The sequence below is a fragment of the Streptomyces sp. SID14478 genome, assembly GCF_010548525.1.
Classification (GTDB): Bacteria; Actinomycetota; Actinomycetes; order Streptomycetales; family Streptomycetaceae; genus Streptomyces.
On the sequence record NZ_JAAGMG010000117.1, the window covers coordinates 1 to 14,160 of the forward strand.

13 protein-coding genes are annotated in these 14,160 nt (G+C 71.7%); 5 read left to right on the plus strand and 8 right to left on the minus strand.

The window, feature by feature from the left end:
• From dhaL to G3I40_RS46920, 5 genes are all read right to left on the minus strand, one after another.
• Positions 1-428: dihydroxyacetone kinase subunit DhaL (gene dhaL / locus G3I40_RS04795; RefSeq protein ID WP_164300900.1), on the minus strand; the 428-nt coding region annotated here is incomplete at its 3' end.
• Between the two features lie 44 nt (positions 429-472).
• Positions 473-1,465, minus strand: coding sequence for a dihydroxyacetone kinase subunit DhaK (dhaK, locus tag G3I40_RS04800; RefSeq protein ID WP_164300901.1), 993 nt, complete (start codon positions 1,463-1,465; stop codon positions 473-475).
• A 169-nt stretch (positions 1,466-1,634) separates the two neighbouring features.
• The gene (locus G3I40_RS46910) at positions 1,635-1,886 is read right to left on the minus strand and encodes a hypothetical protein (protein WP_239091538.1); all 252 of its coding nucleotides are present in this window, start codon (positions 1,884-1,886) and stop codon (positions 1,635-1,637) included.
• Entirely contained in the window at positions 1,883-2,089 is a 207-nt protein-coding gene (locus G3I40_RS46915; protein ID WP_239091539.1) for a hypothetical protein, read from the minus strand. The genes G3I40_RS46910 and G3I40_RS46915 overlap by 4 nt, the downstream gene beginning before the upstream one ends.
• A 2-nt stretch (positions 2,090-2,091) precedes the next feature.
• Positions 2,092-2,400 carry an SDR family NAD(P)-dependent oxidoreductase gene (locus G3I40_RS46920; protein WP_239091540.1) on the minus strand — a complete coding sequence of 103 codons (309 nt, stop codon included), beginning with the start codon at positions 2,398-2,400 and terminating at the stop codon, positions 2,092-2,094.
• A gap of 186 nt (positions 2,401-2,586) precedes the next feature.
• Between G3I40_RS46920 and G3I40_RS04810 the strand changes: the two genes are divergently transcribed.
• From G3I40_RS04810 to G3I40_RS04825, 4 genes are all read left to right on the plus strand, one after another.
• Positions 2,587-3,171 (plus strand): dihydrofolate reductase family protein, encoded by a 585-nt coding sequence (locus tag G3I40_RS04810; protein ID WP_164300902.1) that lies wholly within the window; start codon positions 2,587-2,589, stop codon positions 3,169-3,171.
• Positions 3,172-3,853: 682 nt separating this feature from the next.
• On the plus strand, positions 3,854-5,344 hold the full coding sequence (locus G3I40_RS04815; protein ID WP_164300903.1) for an NAD(P)/FAD-dependent oxidoreductase: 1,491 nt from the start codon (positions 3,854-3,856) through the stop codon (positions 5,342-5,344).
• A gap of 57 nt (positions 5,345-5,401) precedes the next feature.
• Positions 5,402-6,370 carry a diiron oxygenase gene (locus G3I40_RS04820; RefSeq protein ID WP_164300904.1) on the plus strand — a complete coding sequence of 323 codons (969 nt, stop codon included), beginning with the start codon at positions 5,402-5,404 and terminating at the stop codon, positions 6,368-6,370.
• A gap of 47 nt (positions 6,371-6,417) precedes the next feature.
• On the plus strand, positions 6,418-8,025 hold the full coding sequence (locus tag G3I40_RS04825; RefSeq protein ID WP_164300905.1) for an FAD-dependent oxidoreductase: 1,608 nt from the start codon (positions 6,418-6,420) through the stop codon (positions 8,023-8,025).
• Between the two features lie 27 nt (positions 8,026-8,052).
• Here the strand turns inward: G3I40_RS04825 and G3I40_RS04830 are convergent, their stop codons facing one another.
• The 3 genes from G3I40_RS04830 to G3I40_RS04840 form a co-directional block, all read right to left on the minus strand.
• On the minus strand, positions 8,053-8,733 hold the full coding sequence (locus G3I40_RS04830; protein ID WP_164300906.1) for a TetR/AcrR family transcriptional regulator: 681 nt from the start codon (positions 8,731-8,733) through the stop codon (positions 8,053-8,055).
• A 54-nt stretch (positions 8,734-8,787) separates the two neighbouring features.
• Positions 8,788-11,307, minus strand: coding sequence for an ATP-dependent Clp protease ATP-binding subunit (locus tag G3I40_RS04835; RefSeq protein ID WP_164300907.1), 2,520 nt, complete (start codon positions 11,305-11,307; stop codon positions 8,788-8,790).
• 379 nt (positions 11,308-11,686) lie between these two features.
• A complete protein-coding gene (locus G3I40_RS04840; RefSeq protein WP_164300908.1) occupies positions 11,687-13,525 on the minus strand; it encodes a serine/threonine-protein kinase in 1,839 nt (612 codons plus the stop codon).
• A 331-nt stretch (positions 13,526-13,856) separates the two neighbouring features.
• Here G3I40_RS04840 and G3I40_RS04845 point away from each other — a divergent pair.
• Positions 13,857-14,160 (plus strand): 1-acyl-sn-glycerol-3-phosphate acyltransferase (locus tag G3I40_RS04845; protein WP_203643468.1); only part of this gene is annotated, 304 nt, incomplete at its 3' end.

Here is a 14,160-nt window from a genome sequence, read left to right on the forward strand (position 1 = left end):
CCGCCGTCGAAGGCGTCCACCGCCGGGACGAGCGCGTCCAGCATCGTCTTGTCCCCGGGCGCGGCCCCGCCGAGCGCGGCCACGGCGTCCACGCCGACGCGCAGCGCCTGCGCCAGCTCGGCCTCGCTCACCTGCGCCGCGTCACCGAGCGCCTTGCCGGTGCGGCGCAGCAGCGTGCCGTACAGCGGCCCCGACGCACCACCCACGGTCGAGATCAACTGCCGCCCGGCGAGGGTGAGGACGGCCCCCGGCGTCTGCGGCGCGTCCTTGTCGAGCACGGCCCGCACGGCCGTGAAGCCGCGCTGCAGATTGCTGCCGTGGTCGGCGTCGCCGATGGGGGAGTCGAGTTCGGTGAGCCGGGCGGCCTCACGGTCCACCGCGGCCGCGGTCGCCGTCATCCAGCGCCGGAAGAAGTCGGCGTCGAGCACGTGATCTCCTTGCTTGGTAGGTACGTTGACGGGGGCGCCGTCGCTCACATGCCCCAGCGCAGACCGGCGGTGCTCACCGGCGCGTCCCACAGTCGCAGCAGTTCCTCGTCCACCTGGCACAGGGTGACGGAGGCGCCGGCCATGTCGAGCGATGTGACGTAGTTGCCGACGAGGGTGCGGGCGACGGCCACGCCGCGCTCGCCGAGCACCCGCTGCACCTCGGCGTTGAAGCCGTACAGCTCCAACAGCGGCGTCGCGCCCATGCCGTTGACCAGGACGAGCACCGGACCGGTCGGGTTCAGGTCCTCCAGGACGGCGTGGACGGCGAAGTCGGCGATCTCCCCGGACGTCATCATCGGACGCCGTTCGCGACCGGGCTCGCCGTGAATGCCGATACCCAACTCCAGCTCCCCCGGCGGCAGTTCGAACGTCGGCGAGCCCTTCGCGGGCGTGGTGCAGGCGCCGAGCGCCACCCCGAAGCTGCGGGCACTCTCATTGACCTGCCGGGCGAGCGCCTCGACCCGCTCCAGCGGCTGGCCCTCCTCGGCGGCGGCGCCCGCGATCTTCTCGACGAACAAGGTGGCTCCGGTGCCGCGCCGCCCGGCGGTGTAGAGGCTGTCGGTCACGGCGACGTCGTCGTTCACCAGCACCTTGGCGACCGCCACGCCCTCGTCCTCGGCGAGCTCGGCCGCCATGTCGAAGTTGAGCACGTCACCGGTGTAGTTCTTCACGATGAACAGCACGCCCGCCCCGCTGTCCACCGCGGCGGCGGCCCGCACCATCTGGTCGGGCACCGGCGACGTGAACACCTCACCGGGACAGGCCGCGGACAGCATGCCCGGACCCACGAACCCCCCGTGCAGCGGCTCGTGCCCGGACCCGCCGCCCGACACCAACGCCACCTTCCCGGCGACCGGCGCGTCCCGGCGCACGATCACCCGGTTGTCGACGTCGACGGTCAGCTCGGGGTAGGCGGCCGCCATTCCGCGCAGCGCATCGGCGACGACGTTCTCGGCCACGTTGATCAACATTTTCACTGGGACCTCCGGGTGACATGTGGTTGCCGGTGCTGCACCAGTATCGGCCGCGGCCCCGGGACGAGCACCAGCTGCGACCTGAATGGACGCCGGGCGACCGGCTGGAGCGGACACCCCTCGTCGCGCCCGTCAACAGCAATGACTCCGGCCACTGTTGCGCACCCCCGCGTCAGCGCAACGGCACCCCGGTGAGGTGGTGCAGCTCGTCGAGCAGGTCGTCCTGGAAGCCGGGGTCGCAGGCGGCCGCGACGGGCTCCCGGCGGCTGCGGTGGTACCAGTAGCCGCCGCTGACGGTCGCCTCCGGCTCGTCGCCGACCGCCAGCCACACCTGCGTCGTGCGCCCGAGCGTGAGGTCGTCGGGCGCGGCCGCTCCGTCCATCCGGGTGGGCACCCAACCCGGGTCTACGACATGGGTGATCACGTCCGGCCACCGCCGGGCCACCGCGTGGGCGAGCGTGGTGAGGAGGAGTTGCTGTCGCAGTACGCCTGGAGACCGCTCCAGCGCCGGGACGTCCAGTCGAGGTCGTCCAGGGAGCGGTTCCCGTCGTGCAGCATGCCGCTGCTGAGGTAGATCAGCCGGGCCGGCCGCCGGATCTCGGCGGTCAGCACGTAGGGCGCGAGCACGTTCACCGCCAGCGTGCGCGGGTGGCCCTCGGGGTGAGGACGCGCGCGCGGTCGATGTAGAGCCCCGCGTTGTGGATGACCGTGTCCATCCGGCCGAGCGCGTTGACCTGCTCGGCCAGCGCGTGCGTCTCCTCGGCGCCGGACAGGTCCCCGACGACGACGCCGAACGCGCGGTCCGCGAGGGGGCCCAGGTCCGCCGCCCGCGACGCGTTGCGGGCGTGCAGGACGACCTCGTGCCCGTCGTCGAGGAGGTCCGACGCGGCCGCTCTGCCCAGCCCGTCGGTCGATCCGGTGATGAAGATGCGTGCCATGCGTGGTCGCTGCTCCCGGGTGAAGCGATCGTGGCGGCGTGGCGCCGCCCGCGATCGGCTGCTCTTGATGACGCCTCGTGGGGCCGATGAGTTCGCCCGCCGCCCGCAGTCTTCCAGGGTGGCACTCCCGCCCCGAGGGACGGGAAGAGGGGCGTTCCCGTGCCCTGGAGGAGAGAGGATCCGGCCATGCGCAACCCGATTCGGCTGTACATGTCGATGTCGCTCGACGGTTACGTCGCCGGTCCGGACGATCGGCCGGGCCAGGAGCTCGGACGTGACGGCGGACGGCTCTTCAACTGGCTGGACGACCGGGAGTCCGACGGCCCCAGCGGGCAGGTCTACCGTGAGGCGCTGGCCACCGGCGCGATGATCTCCGGCCGCCGGACCTTCGAACTCGCCGGGCGGTGGCAGGGCGACCACCACGACGGCGTGCCGATCCTCGTCCTCACCCACCGCGTGGCGGACGGGGACGTGCCGCCCGGCCACGCACGCTTCGTCACCGACGTCGAGGACTGCGCCCGACAGGCCCGCGCCGCCGCCGGGGACCGGCCGGTCATGGTCCACGGGGCGGGCGCGGCCCAGGCGCTCCTGCGGGCCGGACTTCTCGACGAGATGGAGATCCACCTCGTGCAGGTCCTGCTCGGCGGCGGTCGACGCCTCTTCGACCACATCGGGGGCGAGCACATCGAACTCGACCTGGTCCGCCGACTGGAGGACCGGGACGTCACGCACCTGCGCTACCGGGTGCGCCGCCCCGACGAGGCCGCATGAACACGCTCCACGTCTCCCACCGCGGCATCGACCTGTGAGCCGCTCACTCGACAGCTCCACTGCCGTCTCCACCACCGGGGGCTCCGTATCGCCGGGCCGGGCCGAGTCGACGTAGGGGAGGGGCGGGCCGGGTCGGCGCGTCGGCCGCAGCCCCGGAGCAGCTGACCGGCACGGGTCCGGCGCCGGAGCCCGGACCGTGCACGCGCGGGCGCACGGCCGGCAAGACGTCGTGGCGCACCGTTCCCGCCCCACCGGATCGATCCGGTGGGGCGGCCGTCCGGACCTTGCGACGGCAGGACCGCCGTGGACTCCTCCTGAGGGCTGAGGGCTTGCCCCTGCCCGCCACGTCCCTGCGCCGGACGCGGCGTTCGGCGCCGGCACCCCTGCCGGCATCCGGCGAGAGCCCACCGCCCGCCCGCAGGCACGCCCGCATGTGCGGAAGTCGTGACGACCGGGTCAACTTCTGCGCGGCGTGCGATCGTTGATCCCGATAAACCTCCCTTTGCGTGTGGCCCACCTCACGTTACCGACGGTATGTGAAACAGCGTGTCGCAGGTAAATTGCGAGTGTCGCGCATACGTGGAACCGCGTGTCTGAACAGCCGTCGGCCCCCCGAGCGACGGTGGCCCCTCCGTCCCTGTATCCGCCAGGGGCTCACGAGCGAGAGCGAGGACCCTCCGCGATGGAGCAGCAGTACGTCGATGTCCTGGTCGTCGGCGCCGGAATATCCGGCATCAGTGCCGCGCACCACGTCCTGCGTGACAACCCCCGAGCGTCGCTCGTCGTGCTGGAGCGCCGCTCCCGGGTGGGCGGCACCTGGGACCTCTTCCGCTACCCCGGCATCCGCTCCGACTCCGACATGCCGACCTTCGGCTTCGGCTTCCGGCCCTGGCGCGACGCACGCACCCTCGCCGACGGCGCGGAGATCCGGCAGTACGTCGAGGACGCCGCGGCGGACGGCCGCATACTGGAGCGCATCCGCTTCGGCCGCCGCGCCACCAGCGCCGACTTCTCGCACGACACCGGCCGCTGGACCGTCGAGGTCGAGGACGAGAACACCGGCGAGCGCGAGTCGTACAGCGCGGGGTACCTCGTCGGCGCTACCGGCTACTACGACTACGACAAGCCCTACCGCCCCGAGTTCCCCGGCGAGGCCGACTACCAGGGCACACTGGTCCACCCCCAGCACTGGCCCGAGGACCTCGACCACACCGGCAAGCGGGTCGTCGTGATCGGCTCCGGCGCCACCGCCATCACCCTGCTGCCCGCGATGGCCGACAAGGCCGCCGGCGTCACCATGCTGCAGCGCTCACCCACGTACATCCTCGCGCTGCCCGAGGTCGACCCCCTCACCTCCGTCCTGCAGAAGCTCCGCGCCCCCGCCCGGCTGACGTACAAGGTCGTCCGCGCCCGCAACATCGCGCTGCAGCGCGGGAGTTACGCCTTCTGCCGCAAGTACCCCCGCCTGGCCCGCAAGGTGCTCCTCGGCCTCGTACGGGCCCAGGCCGGCAAGGGCGTCGACATGCGCCACTTCAGCCCGCGCTACAAGCCCTGGGACCAGCGGCTGTGCGTGGTCCCCGGCGGCGACCTGTTCAAGGTGCTCAAGAGCGGCAGGGCGGCCATCGCCACGGACCGCATCGACACGTTCACCGCCGACGGCATCCGCCTGAGGTCCGGCAAGGAGCTGAAGGCCGACATCGTCGTCACCGCGACCGGCCTGAGCGTGCGCCTCATGGGCGGCATGGAACTCACCGTCGACGGCACGCCGGTGGACGTCACGAACCGCGTCCTCTACAAGGCGGTCCTGCTCGAGGGCGTACCCAACATGTCCCTCGTCATCGGCTACACGAACGCCTCCTGGACCCTGAAGGCGGACCTGGCGGCCGACTACACCGCCCGCCTGCTGGCGCACATGCGGCGTCACGGCCACGACATCGCCACTCCGGTGGCCCGCGACGGCGACCGTTCCGAGTTCTCCGTCATGGGCGAGGCGCTGACCTCCGGCTACATCGCCCGGGCCGACAAGGTCATGCCGCGCCAGGGCACCCGCGACCCGTGGCGGCTGTGGAACAACTTCCACCGCGACCGGGCCATGCTCCGCGACGCCCCCCTCGACGACAGCGCCCTGCGCTTCGCCAAGGCGACCGCCCAGGAGCCGACCCGCGCCGCCTGACCCACCCGGCCGGCACCTCCCTCCCGTCGAACCCGAGCAGACAAAGCGAGGACGAAGATGTCCGCGAAACTGAACAGGAAGACCTACGACGAGCGCCTGCGGACCCTGTCCGAGGGTTCCGTCAACGTCAACTTCAACGCCTTCCTCGACATCAAGTGGGACGACCCCGAGTTCGCCGTGGACACGAGCGACACCCGCTGGGTGCTGACCTCGGCGGACGCCCTGGGCGCCCACCCCTGGTACCAGGAGCAGCCGCTGGAGACGCAGATCCGGATAGGCATCTGGCGCTGGGCGGTGATCGCCAAGGTGGGGATGCAGTTCGAGAACCTGCTGATGCGCGGAGCGCTGGACTACGTGTACCAACTGGGCAACCAGGACCAGGAGTTCCGCTACCTCACCCACGAGATCACCGAAGAGACCCACCACACCCAGATGTTCCAGGAACTGGTCAACCGCACCGGTGTGGACACCGCCGGCGGCAAGCGCTGGTTCCGCCAGCTCAGCCGGGTGCTCCCGCTGTTCGGCTCCCTGTACCCCGAGGCGTTCTTCACCGGCATCCTGGCCGGCGAGGAGCCCATCGACCACCTGCAGAAGGGGGCCCTGCGCAGCGGGGAGCCGGTGCACCCGCTGCCGCAGCGGATCATGCAGATCCACATCGCCGAAGAGGCCCGGCACATCTCCTTCGCCCACGAGTTCCTGCGCCTGCGCGTCCCGCAGTTCGGCAAGGCCCGGCGCGGCGCCCTGTCCGTCCTCTTCCCGCTGATCATGCGGTCCCTGTGCGACGTCATCATGATCCCCGACCGGAAGTCCGCCGCCCTCGTCGGCATCCCCGACCGGGTGATCAAGGAGGTCTTCTGGAAGTCCGAGGCCGGCCAGAAGATGCTCCACGAACTCTTCTCCGACGTGCGGATGCTCGCCCAGGACATCGGCCTGATGAACAAGGTGTCCCGCCCGCTGTGGAAGGCCCTGCGCATCGACGGCCGCCCCGCTCGCTTCCGCGGCGAGCCCGCCCCGCTCGCCGACTGAGCGCCGCACCGACTCCTCGTCCACGCCCGAACGGAGACCAGCCCGCCGTGCCGTACGTCGTCACCCGATCCTGCTGCGCCGACGCCTCCTGCGTGCTGGCCTGCCCGGTCAACTGCATCCACCCCGCGCCGGGCGAACCCGGCTTCCAGACCGCCGAGATGCTGTACGTCGACCCGCGCACCTGCGTGGACTGCGGCGCCTGCACGACGGCCTGCCCGGTGGACGCGCTCAAGCCCCATACGGCCCTCGGCGAGGCGGAGTTGCCCTTCCTGGAACTGAACGCCTCCTACTACAAGGACAACCCGCACGCCGACCGGGCACCCATGTACGTCGTGCCCCGCCAACGCGCCGTGCCTGAGGGCGAGTTGAGCGTCGCCGTCGTCGGCGCCGGACCCGCGGGCCTGTTCGCCGCCGACGAGCTGCTGCGCCGTCCCGGCGTGCGCGTCACCGTCCACGACCGGCTCCCCACCCCGTACGGCCTCGCGCGGGCCGGCGTCGCGCCGGACCACCAGGACACCAAGCAGGTCACCGAACTGTTCCGGACCATCGAGTCCCAGCCCGGCTTCCGCTACCGCCTCGGCGTCGAGATCGGCACCGACCTCACCCACACCGACCTGCTGCGCGAGCACCACGCGGTGCTCTACGCCGTCGGCGCCGCGACCGACAAGCGCCTCGGCATCCAGGGCGAGGACCTGCCCGGCAGCGTCAGCGCGACGGACTTCGTCGCCTGGTACAACGGCCATCCCGACCGCGCGCACGACGACCACCCGCTCGACACCGAGCGCGCGGTGGTCGTCGGCAACGGCAACGTCGCCCTCGACGTGGCCCGCATCCTCACCGCCGACCCCGACGCCCTGGCCCGCACCGACATCTCCGACCGCGCGCTCACCGCGCTGCGCGACAGCAGGATCCGCGAGGTCGTCCTCCTCGGCCGGCGCGGCCCCGCCCAGGCCGCGTTCACCGTGCCCGAACTCCTCGCGCTCCGCGCTCTCCCGGACGTGGACGTGAGCATCGAGGGCTGGCCCGAGGACCTGGCGCCGGACGCCACCGAGAAGACCCGCCTGCTGTCGGAGCTGGCCGCCCGCACCCCGGTCGAAGGACGCCGCCGCATCGTGCTGCGCTTCCTGACCGGGCCGGTGCGGATCACCGGCGAGGACCGCGTTCGCGCCCTGGAGGTCACCCGCACCATCCTGCACACCGACGACGACGGCACCGTACGAGCCGTGCCCACCGGCGACACGCAGTCCCTGGAGACCGGCCTCGTCCTGCGCTCGGTCGGCTACCGCGCCCGCCCCGTCCCCGGACTGCCCTTCGACGAGGACAGCGCGACCGTCCCGCACACGGCCGGCCGGGTCGAGCCCGGCGTCTACGTCGCGGGCTGGATCAAGCGCGGCCCGACCGGCTTCATCGGCACGAACAAGACCTGCGCCCACGAAACCGTCGAGTCCCTCCTGGAGGACTTCGCCGCGGGCCGCCTCACACGGCCGCTGCCCGGGACCGCCACGGCGCCGCCCGCCCTGGACCTGGAGGCCTGGCACGCCATCGACCGCGCGGAACGGGCGGCGGGCCAGGCCCAGGGCCGCCCCCGCGTCAAACTCACGGACACCGACGCCCTGCGACGCGCCGCCAACGGCACCCCGGTCGTGACCGGCTGACGGCCCTGCGCACGGTGCTCGGGCTCGCTAGAGATCCGCGACGCGCTGCTGCGGCGACAGCTCCACGCCCAGGTCCCGCAGCGTCGCGTCCAGCACCGCCCAGACCGAGCGGCACAGCATCGCGCGCAGCTCCGCCTCCGACTGCTCGCGTGCGGGGTCGTGCACCCACTGGTTGACCGCGGTGTCCACGAACCCCACGATCCCGACGGCCACCGAACGGATCGGCGCCTCGCCGACCCCCAGGGCCTTGAGCACGTCACCGAACCGCTCGCTCAGCATCAGGGCGATGCCCGTCTTGGTGTCCGCCACCAGCGAGCCGTCCCCCATCGCGTGCTCACTGACGCCCATGTACGCGTACAGGCGCGGGTGCCGCGCCACCCAGTCCAGATGTGCGCCCACCACACGGTGCACGGCCTCCTCGACCGTCCCTTCGAACGTGAGCGTGGGCTCCATGCGCTTGACGAAGGACTCCACCACCCGGCGGCGGACCAACTCGTCGAGGGAGGCGCGGTCCTTGAAATGCCGGTAGAGCACCGACCGCGGCAGACCCACCCGCTCCGCCAGACGCTGCACCCGGAACGGCGCGCCCTCCTCCTCGATGAGGGCGACCGCGGCGTCCACCAACTCGACCTGACGTTGCGCCTTGTGCTCGCCCCAGCGCGTGGAGCGTCCGTCGATCTGTGGGTCCTCGCCGGTCCTGTCCGCCATCCGGTCACAATATCGGCCGTTCGCACACACGGGACCTCGCGGTCCGGCCGCCGGTCAGGTGGCGGCCGGGTCCGCGTCGTCGGAGGAGTGCGGACGGATCGTGCAGTGCAGGGTGTCGTTCTGCACGTCGGCGACGATCGTGTCGCCCGGTTCGGCCTCGCCGCCGAGCAGCAGGGACGCGATGCGGTTGTCGAGCTCCGACTGGATCGTGCGGCGCAGCGGGCGGGCGCCGAACTCCGGCTGGTGGCCGTGCGCGATCAGCAGTTTCTTGGCCGCCTCGGTGACCTCCAGCTTCAGCCCCTGGGCGTGCACCCGGTGCTCGCTCTGCGCCAGCAGGTGGTCGACGATCGTGCCGAGATCGTCCTCGGTGAGGCTGTGGAAGACGATGATGTCGTCGATGCGGTTGAGGAACTCCGGCAGGAAGCGGCCGCGGAGCTCGGCCATGAGCTCGTCCTTGAGGTCGGCGGCGTCGCCCTCGTGGGCGAGGATGCGAGGGGCGCCGATGTTGGACGTCATGATGATCACGCAGTGCCGGAAGTCGACGGTGCGGCCCTGGGAGTCGGTGAGCCGGCCGTCGTCGAGGATCTGCAGCAGCGTGTTGAAGATGTCGGGGTGCGCCTTCTCGACCTCGTCGAACAGGACCACGCTGTAGGGCTGGCGCCGCACCTTCTCCGTGAGCTGCCCCGCCTCTTCGTAGCCGACGTACCCGGGAGGGGCACCGACGAGACGGGCCACGGTGTGCTTCTCCTGGAACTCGCTCATGTCGAAGCGGACCATGCGGCTCTCGTCGCCGAACAGCAACTCCGCGAGCGTCTTGGCGAGTTCGGTCTTGCCGACGCCGGTCGGGCCGAGGAAGAGGAAGGAGCCGACGGGCCGGTTCGGGTCGCCCATGCCCGCGCGGTTGCGGCGTACCGCCTGGGAGACGGCGGTCACGGCCTCGTCCTGGCCGACGATGCGGGCGTGCATCTCCTCTTCCAGCCTGAGCAGCTTCTCCTTCTCCCCGGCGGTCAGCTGGGAGACCGGGATGCCGGTGCGGCGGGAGACGATGTCCGCGATGTCGTCCGCCGTCACGGAGATGACGCCCTCCCGGCGTTCCTCGACGCCGGCGATCTCCGCTTCCGCCTCGGCGACCTGCTTCTTCAGCGCGGACGCCTTGTCGAAGTCCTCGCCGGACACCGCCTGGTCGAGCTCGCGGCGCAGCCCCGCCACGCGGTCCTCGCGCGCGACGACCTCGGTGGAGCGGCTCGCGTTGCGCAGCCGCACCCGGGCCCCGGCCTGGTCCATCAGGTCGATGGCCTTGTCGGGCAGGAAGCGGTCGCTGATGTAGCGGTCCGACAGTTCGGCGGCCGCGGCCAGCGCGCCGTCCGCGAACCGGACCTGGTGGTGCGCCTCGTACGCGTCCCGCAGCCCCTCCAGGATCTGCACGGTCTGCTCGACCGTCGGTTCCGGGACGAGCACGGGCTGGAAGCGGCGCTCCAGCGCGGCGTCCTTCTCGATGTACCTGCGGTACTCGTCGATGGTGGTGGCACCGACGACGTGCAACTCGCCGCGGGCCAGGGCCGGTTTGAGCATGTTTCCCGCGTCCATCGAGCCCTCGCCGGACGCTCCGGCGCCGACGACGGTGTGCAACTCGTCGATGAACAGGACGATGTCACCGCCCGCCGCCTGCACGTCCTCGATGACCTTCTTCAGCCGTTCCTCGAACTGGCCCCGGTACTGCGCCCCGGCCACCATGGCGGACAGGTCGAGCGAGACCACCCGCTTGTCCTTGAGCGTGTCCGGGACCTCTCCCGCCACGATGCGCTGGGCGAGTCCTTCGACGATGGCGGTCTTGCCGACACCGGGCTCGCCGATCAGCACCGGATTGTTCTTGGTGCGCCGCGAGAGGATCTCCACGGTCTGCTCGATCTCCTCGGCCCGGCCCACGACCGGGTCCAGCTTGCCGGCCCTGGCCTCCTCGGTGAGGTCGCGCCCGAACTCGTCGAGGGTCGTGGACGGCGCTGCCGTGCCACCGCCTGCGCTTGCGCCTGCGCCGCTGCCGCCGTCCACCTGCTCCGCGGCGTTCGTCAGCCCGGTCAGATCGCGGCCGCCCGCGCCCAGCAGGCGCGCCGCTCCCGATCCGGGGTCGTCGATCAGGGCGCCGAGGATGTGCTCCGGCCCGATGTAGGAGACCCCCGCCGCCCGGGACCGGGCGTAGGCGGCCGTCAGCGTGCGCTTGGCCGCCGGAGTCAGCCCCGGCTCCGCCGACGGCTGGGCGGCCTCCCGGGGCAGGACCTCGGCGATCTCCTCGGCGAGCCGGTCGGGGTCCACGCCGGCCTGCGCCAGCGCCCGGCGGGACGGTTCGACCTTGGTCGTGGCCCACAGCAGATGCTCGGTGTCCAGGTCGTCCGTGCCGTCCTCCCGTGCCTTCTGAGCGGCAAGACCGAGCAGTTCCTGGGACGACTCCGTCAGCAGACGCCCGATCGGCACGCGCTGCACGGCCGGTGGCGAGGTCGCGGGAGACGTACCGAAGAACCGGTTGAACATCTCGCTGAAGGGGTCCGAGGGACCGAACCCGAACGACGACATCGACATGGCAACTCCAGGTGCGGGGGGTCCTCCCAGCCAACCCCCGCCCCTTCTCCCTCGCAACCCGATCTTCGGGAAACGAATTCCGGAACGGGCGCCCGCTGAAATGAAGAATGCCGCCGGAGGGTGCGCCTTTCTTGGCTTTGAATGCACTCCAGGCAAAGCAATGTGCATTTACGTTTCGAATGGCGTCGACCGCTGGGGGGGCAGCTATACCGGTCGCTGTGCGGGCAGTGGCCGCAGCGCGAACCACCGGGTGAGGATGCGCTCGCGAAGCTCCGCGCGGAGGCGGCTCAGGGCGCGGCTTTGACGGGATCGCCTGGTACCTCCGCCGAGTTAGCCTGGTAATGCCGCAGGAATCGTCAAATGATTTCGACGGGTTCGCCTAGTAGGCCACCGTTCCGCACCAGGTCTCCGCCCAGGCGGAGGCGCCGTGCTTATTGGCCGCGCGTACGGCGACACAGATCTTGTCACCTGAGAACGGGCCGTTGATCGTGTAGCTCGTATTGGCCGTGGAATAGACGGTGTCGACGTTCTTCTTCGTGAAGTTGCTGCCCTTGTTGGTGTAGTGGACGTCGTAGCGGGTCGCCCGGGACATCGCCGACCAGCTCACCTTGATCGGCATGGAGCACGCGCCCACGCACGAGTTCGTGTAGGCGACCTTGTAGCTCTTCATGGCAGGTGGCGGCGAGCCGGCCGACGAGCCGCCCGAGCCGGAGCCGCTTCCGCCGCCCGTGCCCGAGGACCCCGATGATCCCGAGGACGAGCCGGTCGAGCCGCCCGCCTCCGAGTCCGCGTCCGAGGCGCCGGCCGAAGAGCCGGAGGAGGCGGTCGCCGTCCCTCCCGATGCAGCCGAACTGCTGGCATCCGCCTGCTCCTTGGGTTTCCCGGCCCCGTCTGCGTCCCCCTTGTCCTTCGTCTTGCCGTTCTTGGAAGGTGAACTGCCGGGACGGTCGGGCGAGTTGCTGCCGCCGGGCGCGGGGCTCGCGCTGCTGCCCGGTGACTGGGCGTGCACTCCGCCGCCGTCGCTCCACGGCTGGAGCACGGCGAGCGTTCCGCCGCCGACGGTGAGGACGACGATCACGGGCAGCGCGATGGCCGTCCGGCGCCTACGGGGATGCCGTTCCCGCTGCTCCTCGGCCGGGGAGTCGTCCTTCGTGCGGACGACCACCGGTGGCTCGGCCTGCGACGCGGCCTGTGCTGCGGCCTTCGGACGCAGGCCGACCGTCGGGCGGTCCGCCGGCTCCTCGCGCAGAGGCCGCACCTCGGCGTCCAACAGCCGCGCGGCCTGCTGCGCGAGGCGCGTGACCACGTCGGCGGGCAGCCAGGCCCGCCCGGTGCTCTCCGGTCCGACCCGCTCGGGGTCCGCCAACAGCGCGTCCACGCCGGGCCGTTGCTCAGGATCCTTGGTCAGGCACCGGGCGACGAGCGTGCGCAGAGCCGGATCCTCGATGCCCTCCAGGTCCGGCTCGTCCTGCACGATCTGGTACATGACGGCGTGCTGATTGCTGGCTCCGTGTCCGAACGGCAGCCGCCCCGTCGCCGCGTACGTGAGCACGCACCCGACCGTGAACACGTCGCTCGCGGGGCCCGCGCTCTGCCCGCGGACCTGCTCCGGCGACATGAAGCCCGGCGAGCCGACGACCATCCCCGTGCTGGTCAGCAGCGACTCGACGGAGGTCTCCAGGGCCCGTGCGATCCCGAAATCGATGACCTTGGTGCCGTCCACCGTCAGCATGACGTTCGAGGGCTTCAGGTCGCGGTGCACGATCCCCGCGTCATGGATGTCCTTGAGGGCCTGCAGCAGGCCGTCGGCGAGGGTGTGCACGGACGCGGTCGGCAGCGGCCCGTGCCACCGCACGACCTGCTCCAGCGAGAGGCCCGGCACGTACCCGGTCGCCACCCACGGAGGGTTCTCGTCGGGCCCGGCGTCGAGCACCGGCGCGGTGAACCGCTCGGCGACCCGCCCCGCCGCCTCGATCTCCCGCCGGAAGCGCGCCCGGAACCGCGCGTCGGACACGTGCTCCTCGTGGACCACCTTCACGGCGACGGTGCGCCCGCTGTCCGACCGGGCGAGGAACACCCGCCCCATGCCCCCGGCGCCGAGCCTGCCCAGGAGGAGGTACGGACCGATGCGTGCCGGGTCGAAGGGGGTGAGCGGCTTGATGCCCCCGTCGACGTAATCCTCCCGCCGGCCGGGACCGTCCCCGTTCGTGCTGCTCATGCCGGTATTGCTCCCCCGTGTTCGCCCCGCGTGGTCGTGCCTGCAACGACGTTGAGAATAGGGGCTGTTGAGGATCCCGGTGTAGCGGGGAGCAAGTGAGGCGGGGAGGGCGGCAGGCGTCCGAAGGGGAAGCGTTTGGAGGGGAGGACGGATCCTCCCCGTACGCGCGTCGCCGCCCACGGGCCCGGCTGTCCCACAGCCGGATGGTGATCCGACGACTTACCCAGCATGCGCGGCCGCGGCCCTTACGGGAACTGAGTACGCGCACTCACGCCGGCCGCCCCGCCCCGGCGGACGATGGACCCACCATCGCCGAGACCGGGAGGTCCCCTTGCTCAGTCGCCTGGCCGCCCTGCTAGTCCCGGCCTTCGGCCGGCTCACCGTGACCGCCGACGACCGCGCCGCGCTCGCCCCGGGCAGCCTGCTCGTCGCCAACCACACCTCACTCACCGATCCCGCCGTCGTGCTCGCCGCCCTGGAACGGCTCGGCGCGCGCCCCGTCGTGATGGCCGCCGCGGGGCTGTGGCGGGCCCCGCTGCTGGGACGCGTGCTCTCCCACGAGGGGTACATCCCGGTGCACCGCGGGGACCGCCGGGCCGCCCGCGCGCTGGATCTCGCCGCGGCCGCGCTGGGGG

Coding starts and splice junctions, on each gene's coding strand:
- G3I40_RS04840 (WP_164300908.1), bottom strand. CDS start 13,525: ATGAGCAGCACGAACGGGGACGGTCCCGGCCGGCGGGAGGATTACGTC.
- G3I40_RS04830 (WP_164300906.1), bottom strand. CDS start 8,733: ATGGCGGACAGGACCGGCGAGGACCCACAGATCGACGGACGCTCCACG.
- G3I40_RS46920 (WP_239091540.1), bottom strand. CDS start 2,400: ATGGCACGCATCTTCATCACCGGATCGACCGACGGGCTGGGCAGAGCG.
- G3I40_RS04820 (WP_164300904.1), top strand. CDS start 5,402: ATGTCCGCGAAACTGAACAGGAAGACCTACGACGAGCGCCTGCGGACC.
- G3I40_RS04835 (WP_164300907.1), bottom strand. CDS start 11,307: ATGTCGATGTCGTCGTTCGGGTTCGGTCCCTCGGACCCCTTCAGCGAG.
- G3I40_RS04810 (WP_164300902.1), top strand. CDS start 2,587: ATGCGCAACCCGATTCGGCTGTACATGTCGATGTCGCTCGACGGTTAC.
- G3I40_RS04815 (WP_164300903.1), top strand. CDS start 3,854: ATGGAGCAGCAGTACGTCGATGTCCTGGTCGTCGGCGCCGGAATATCC.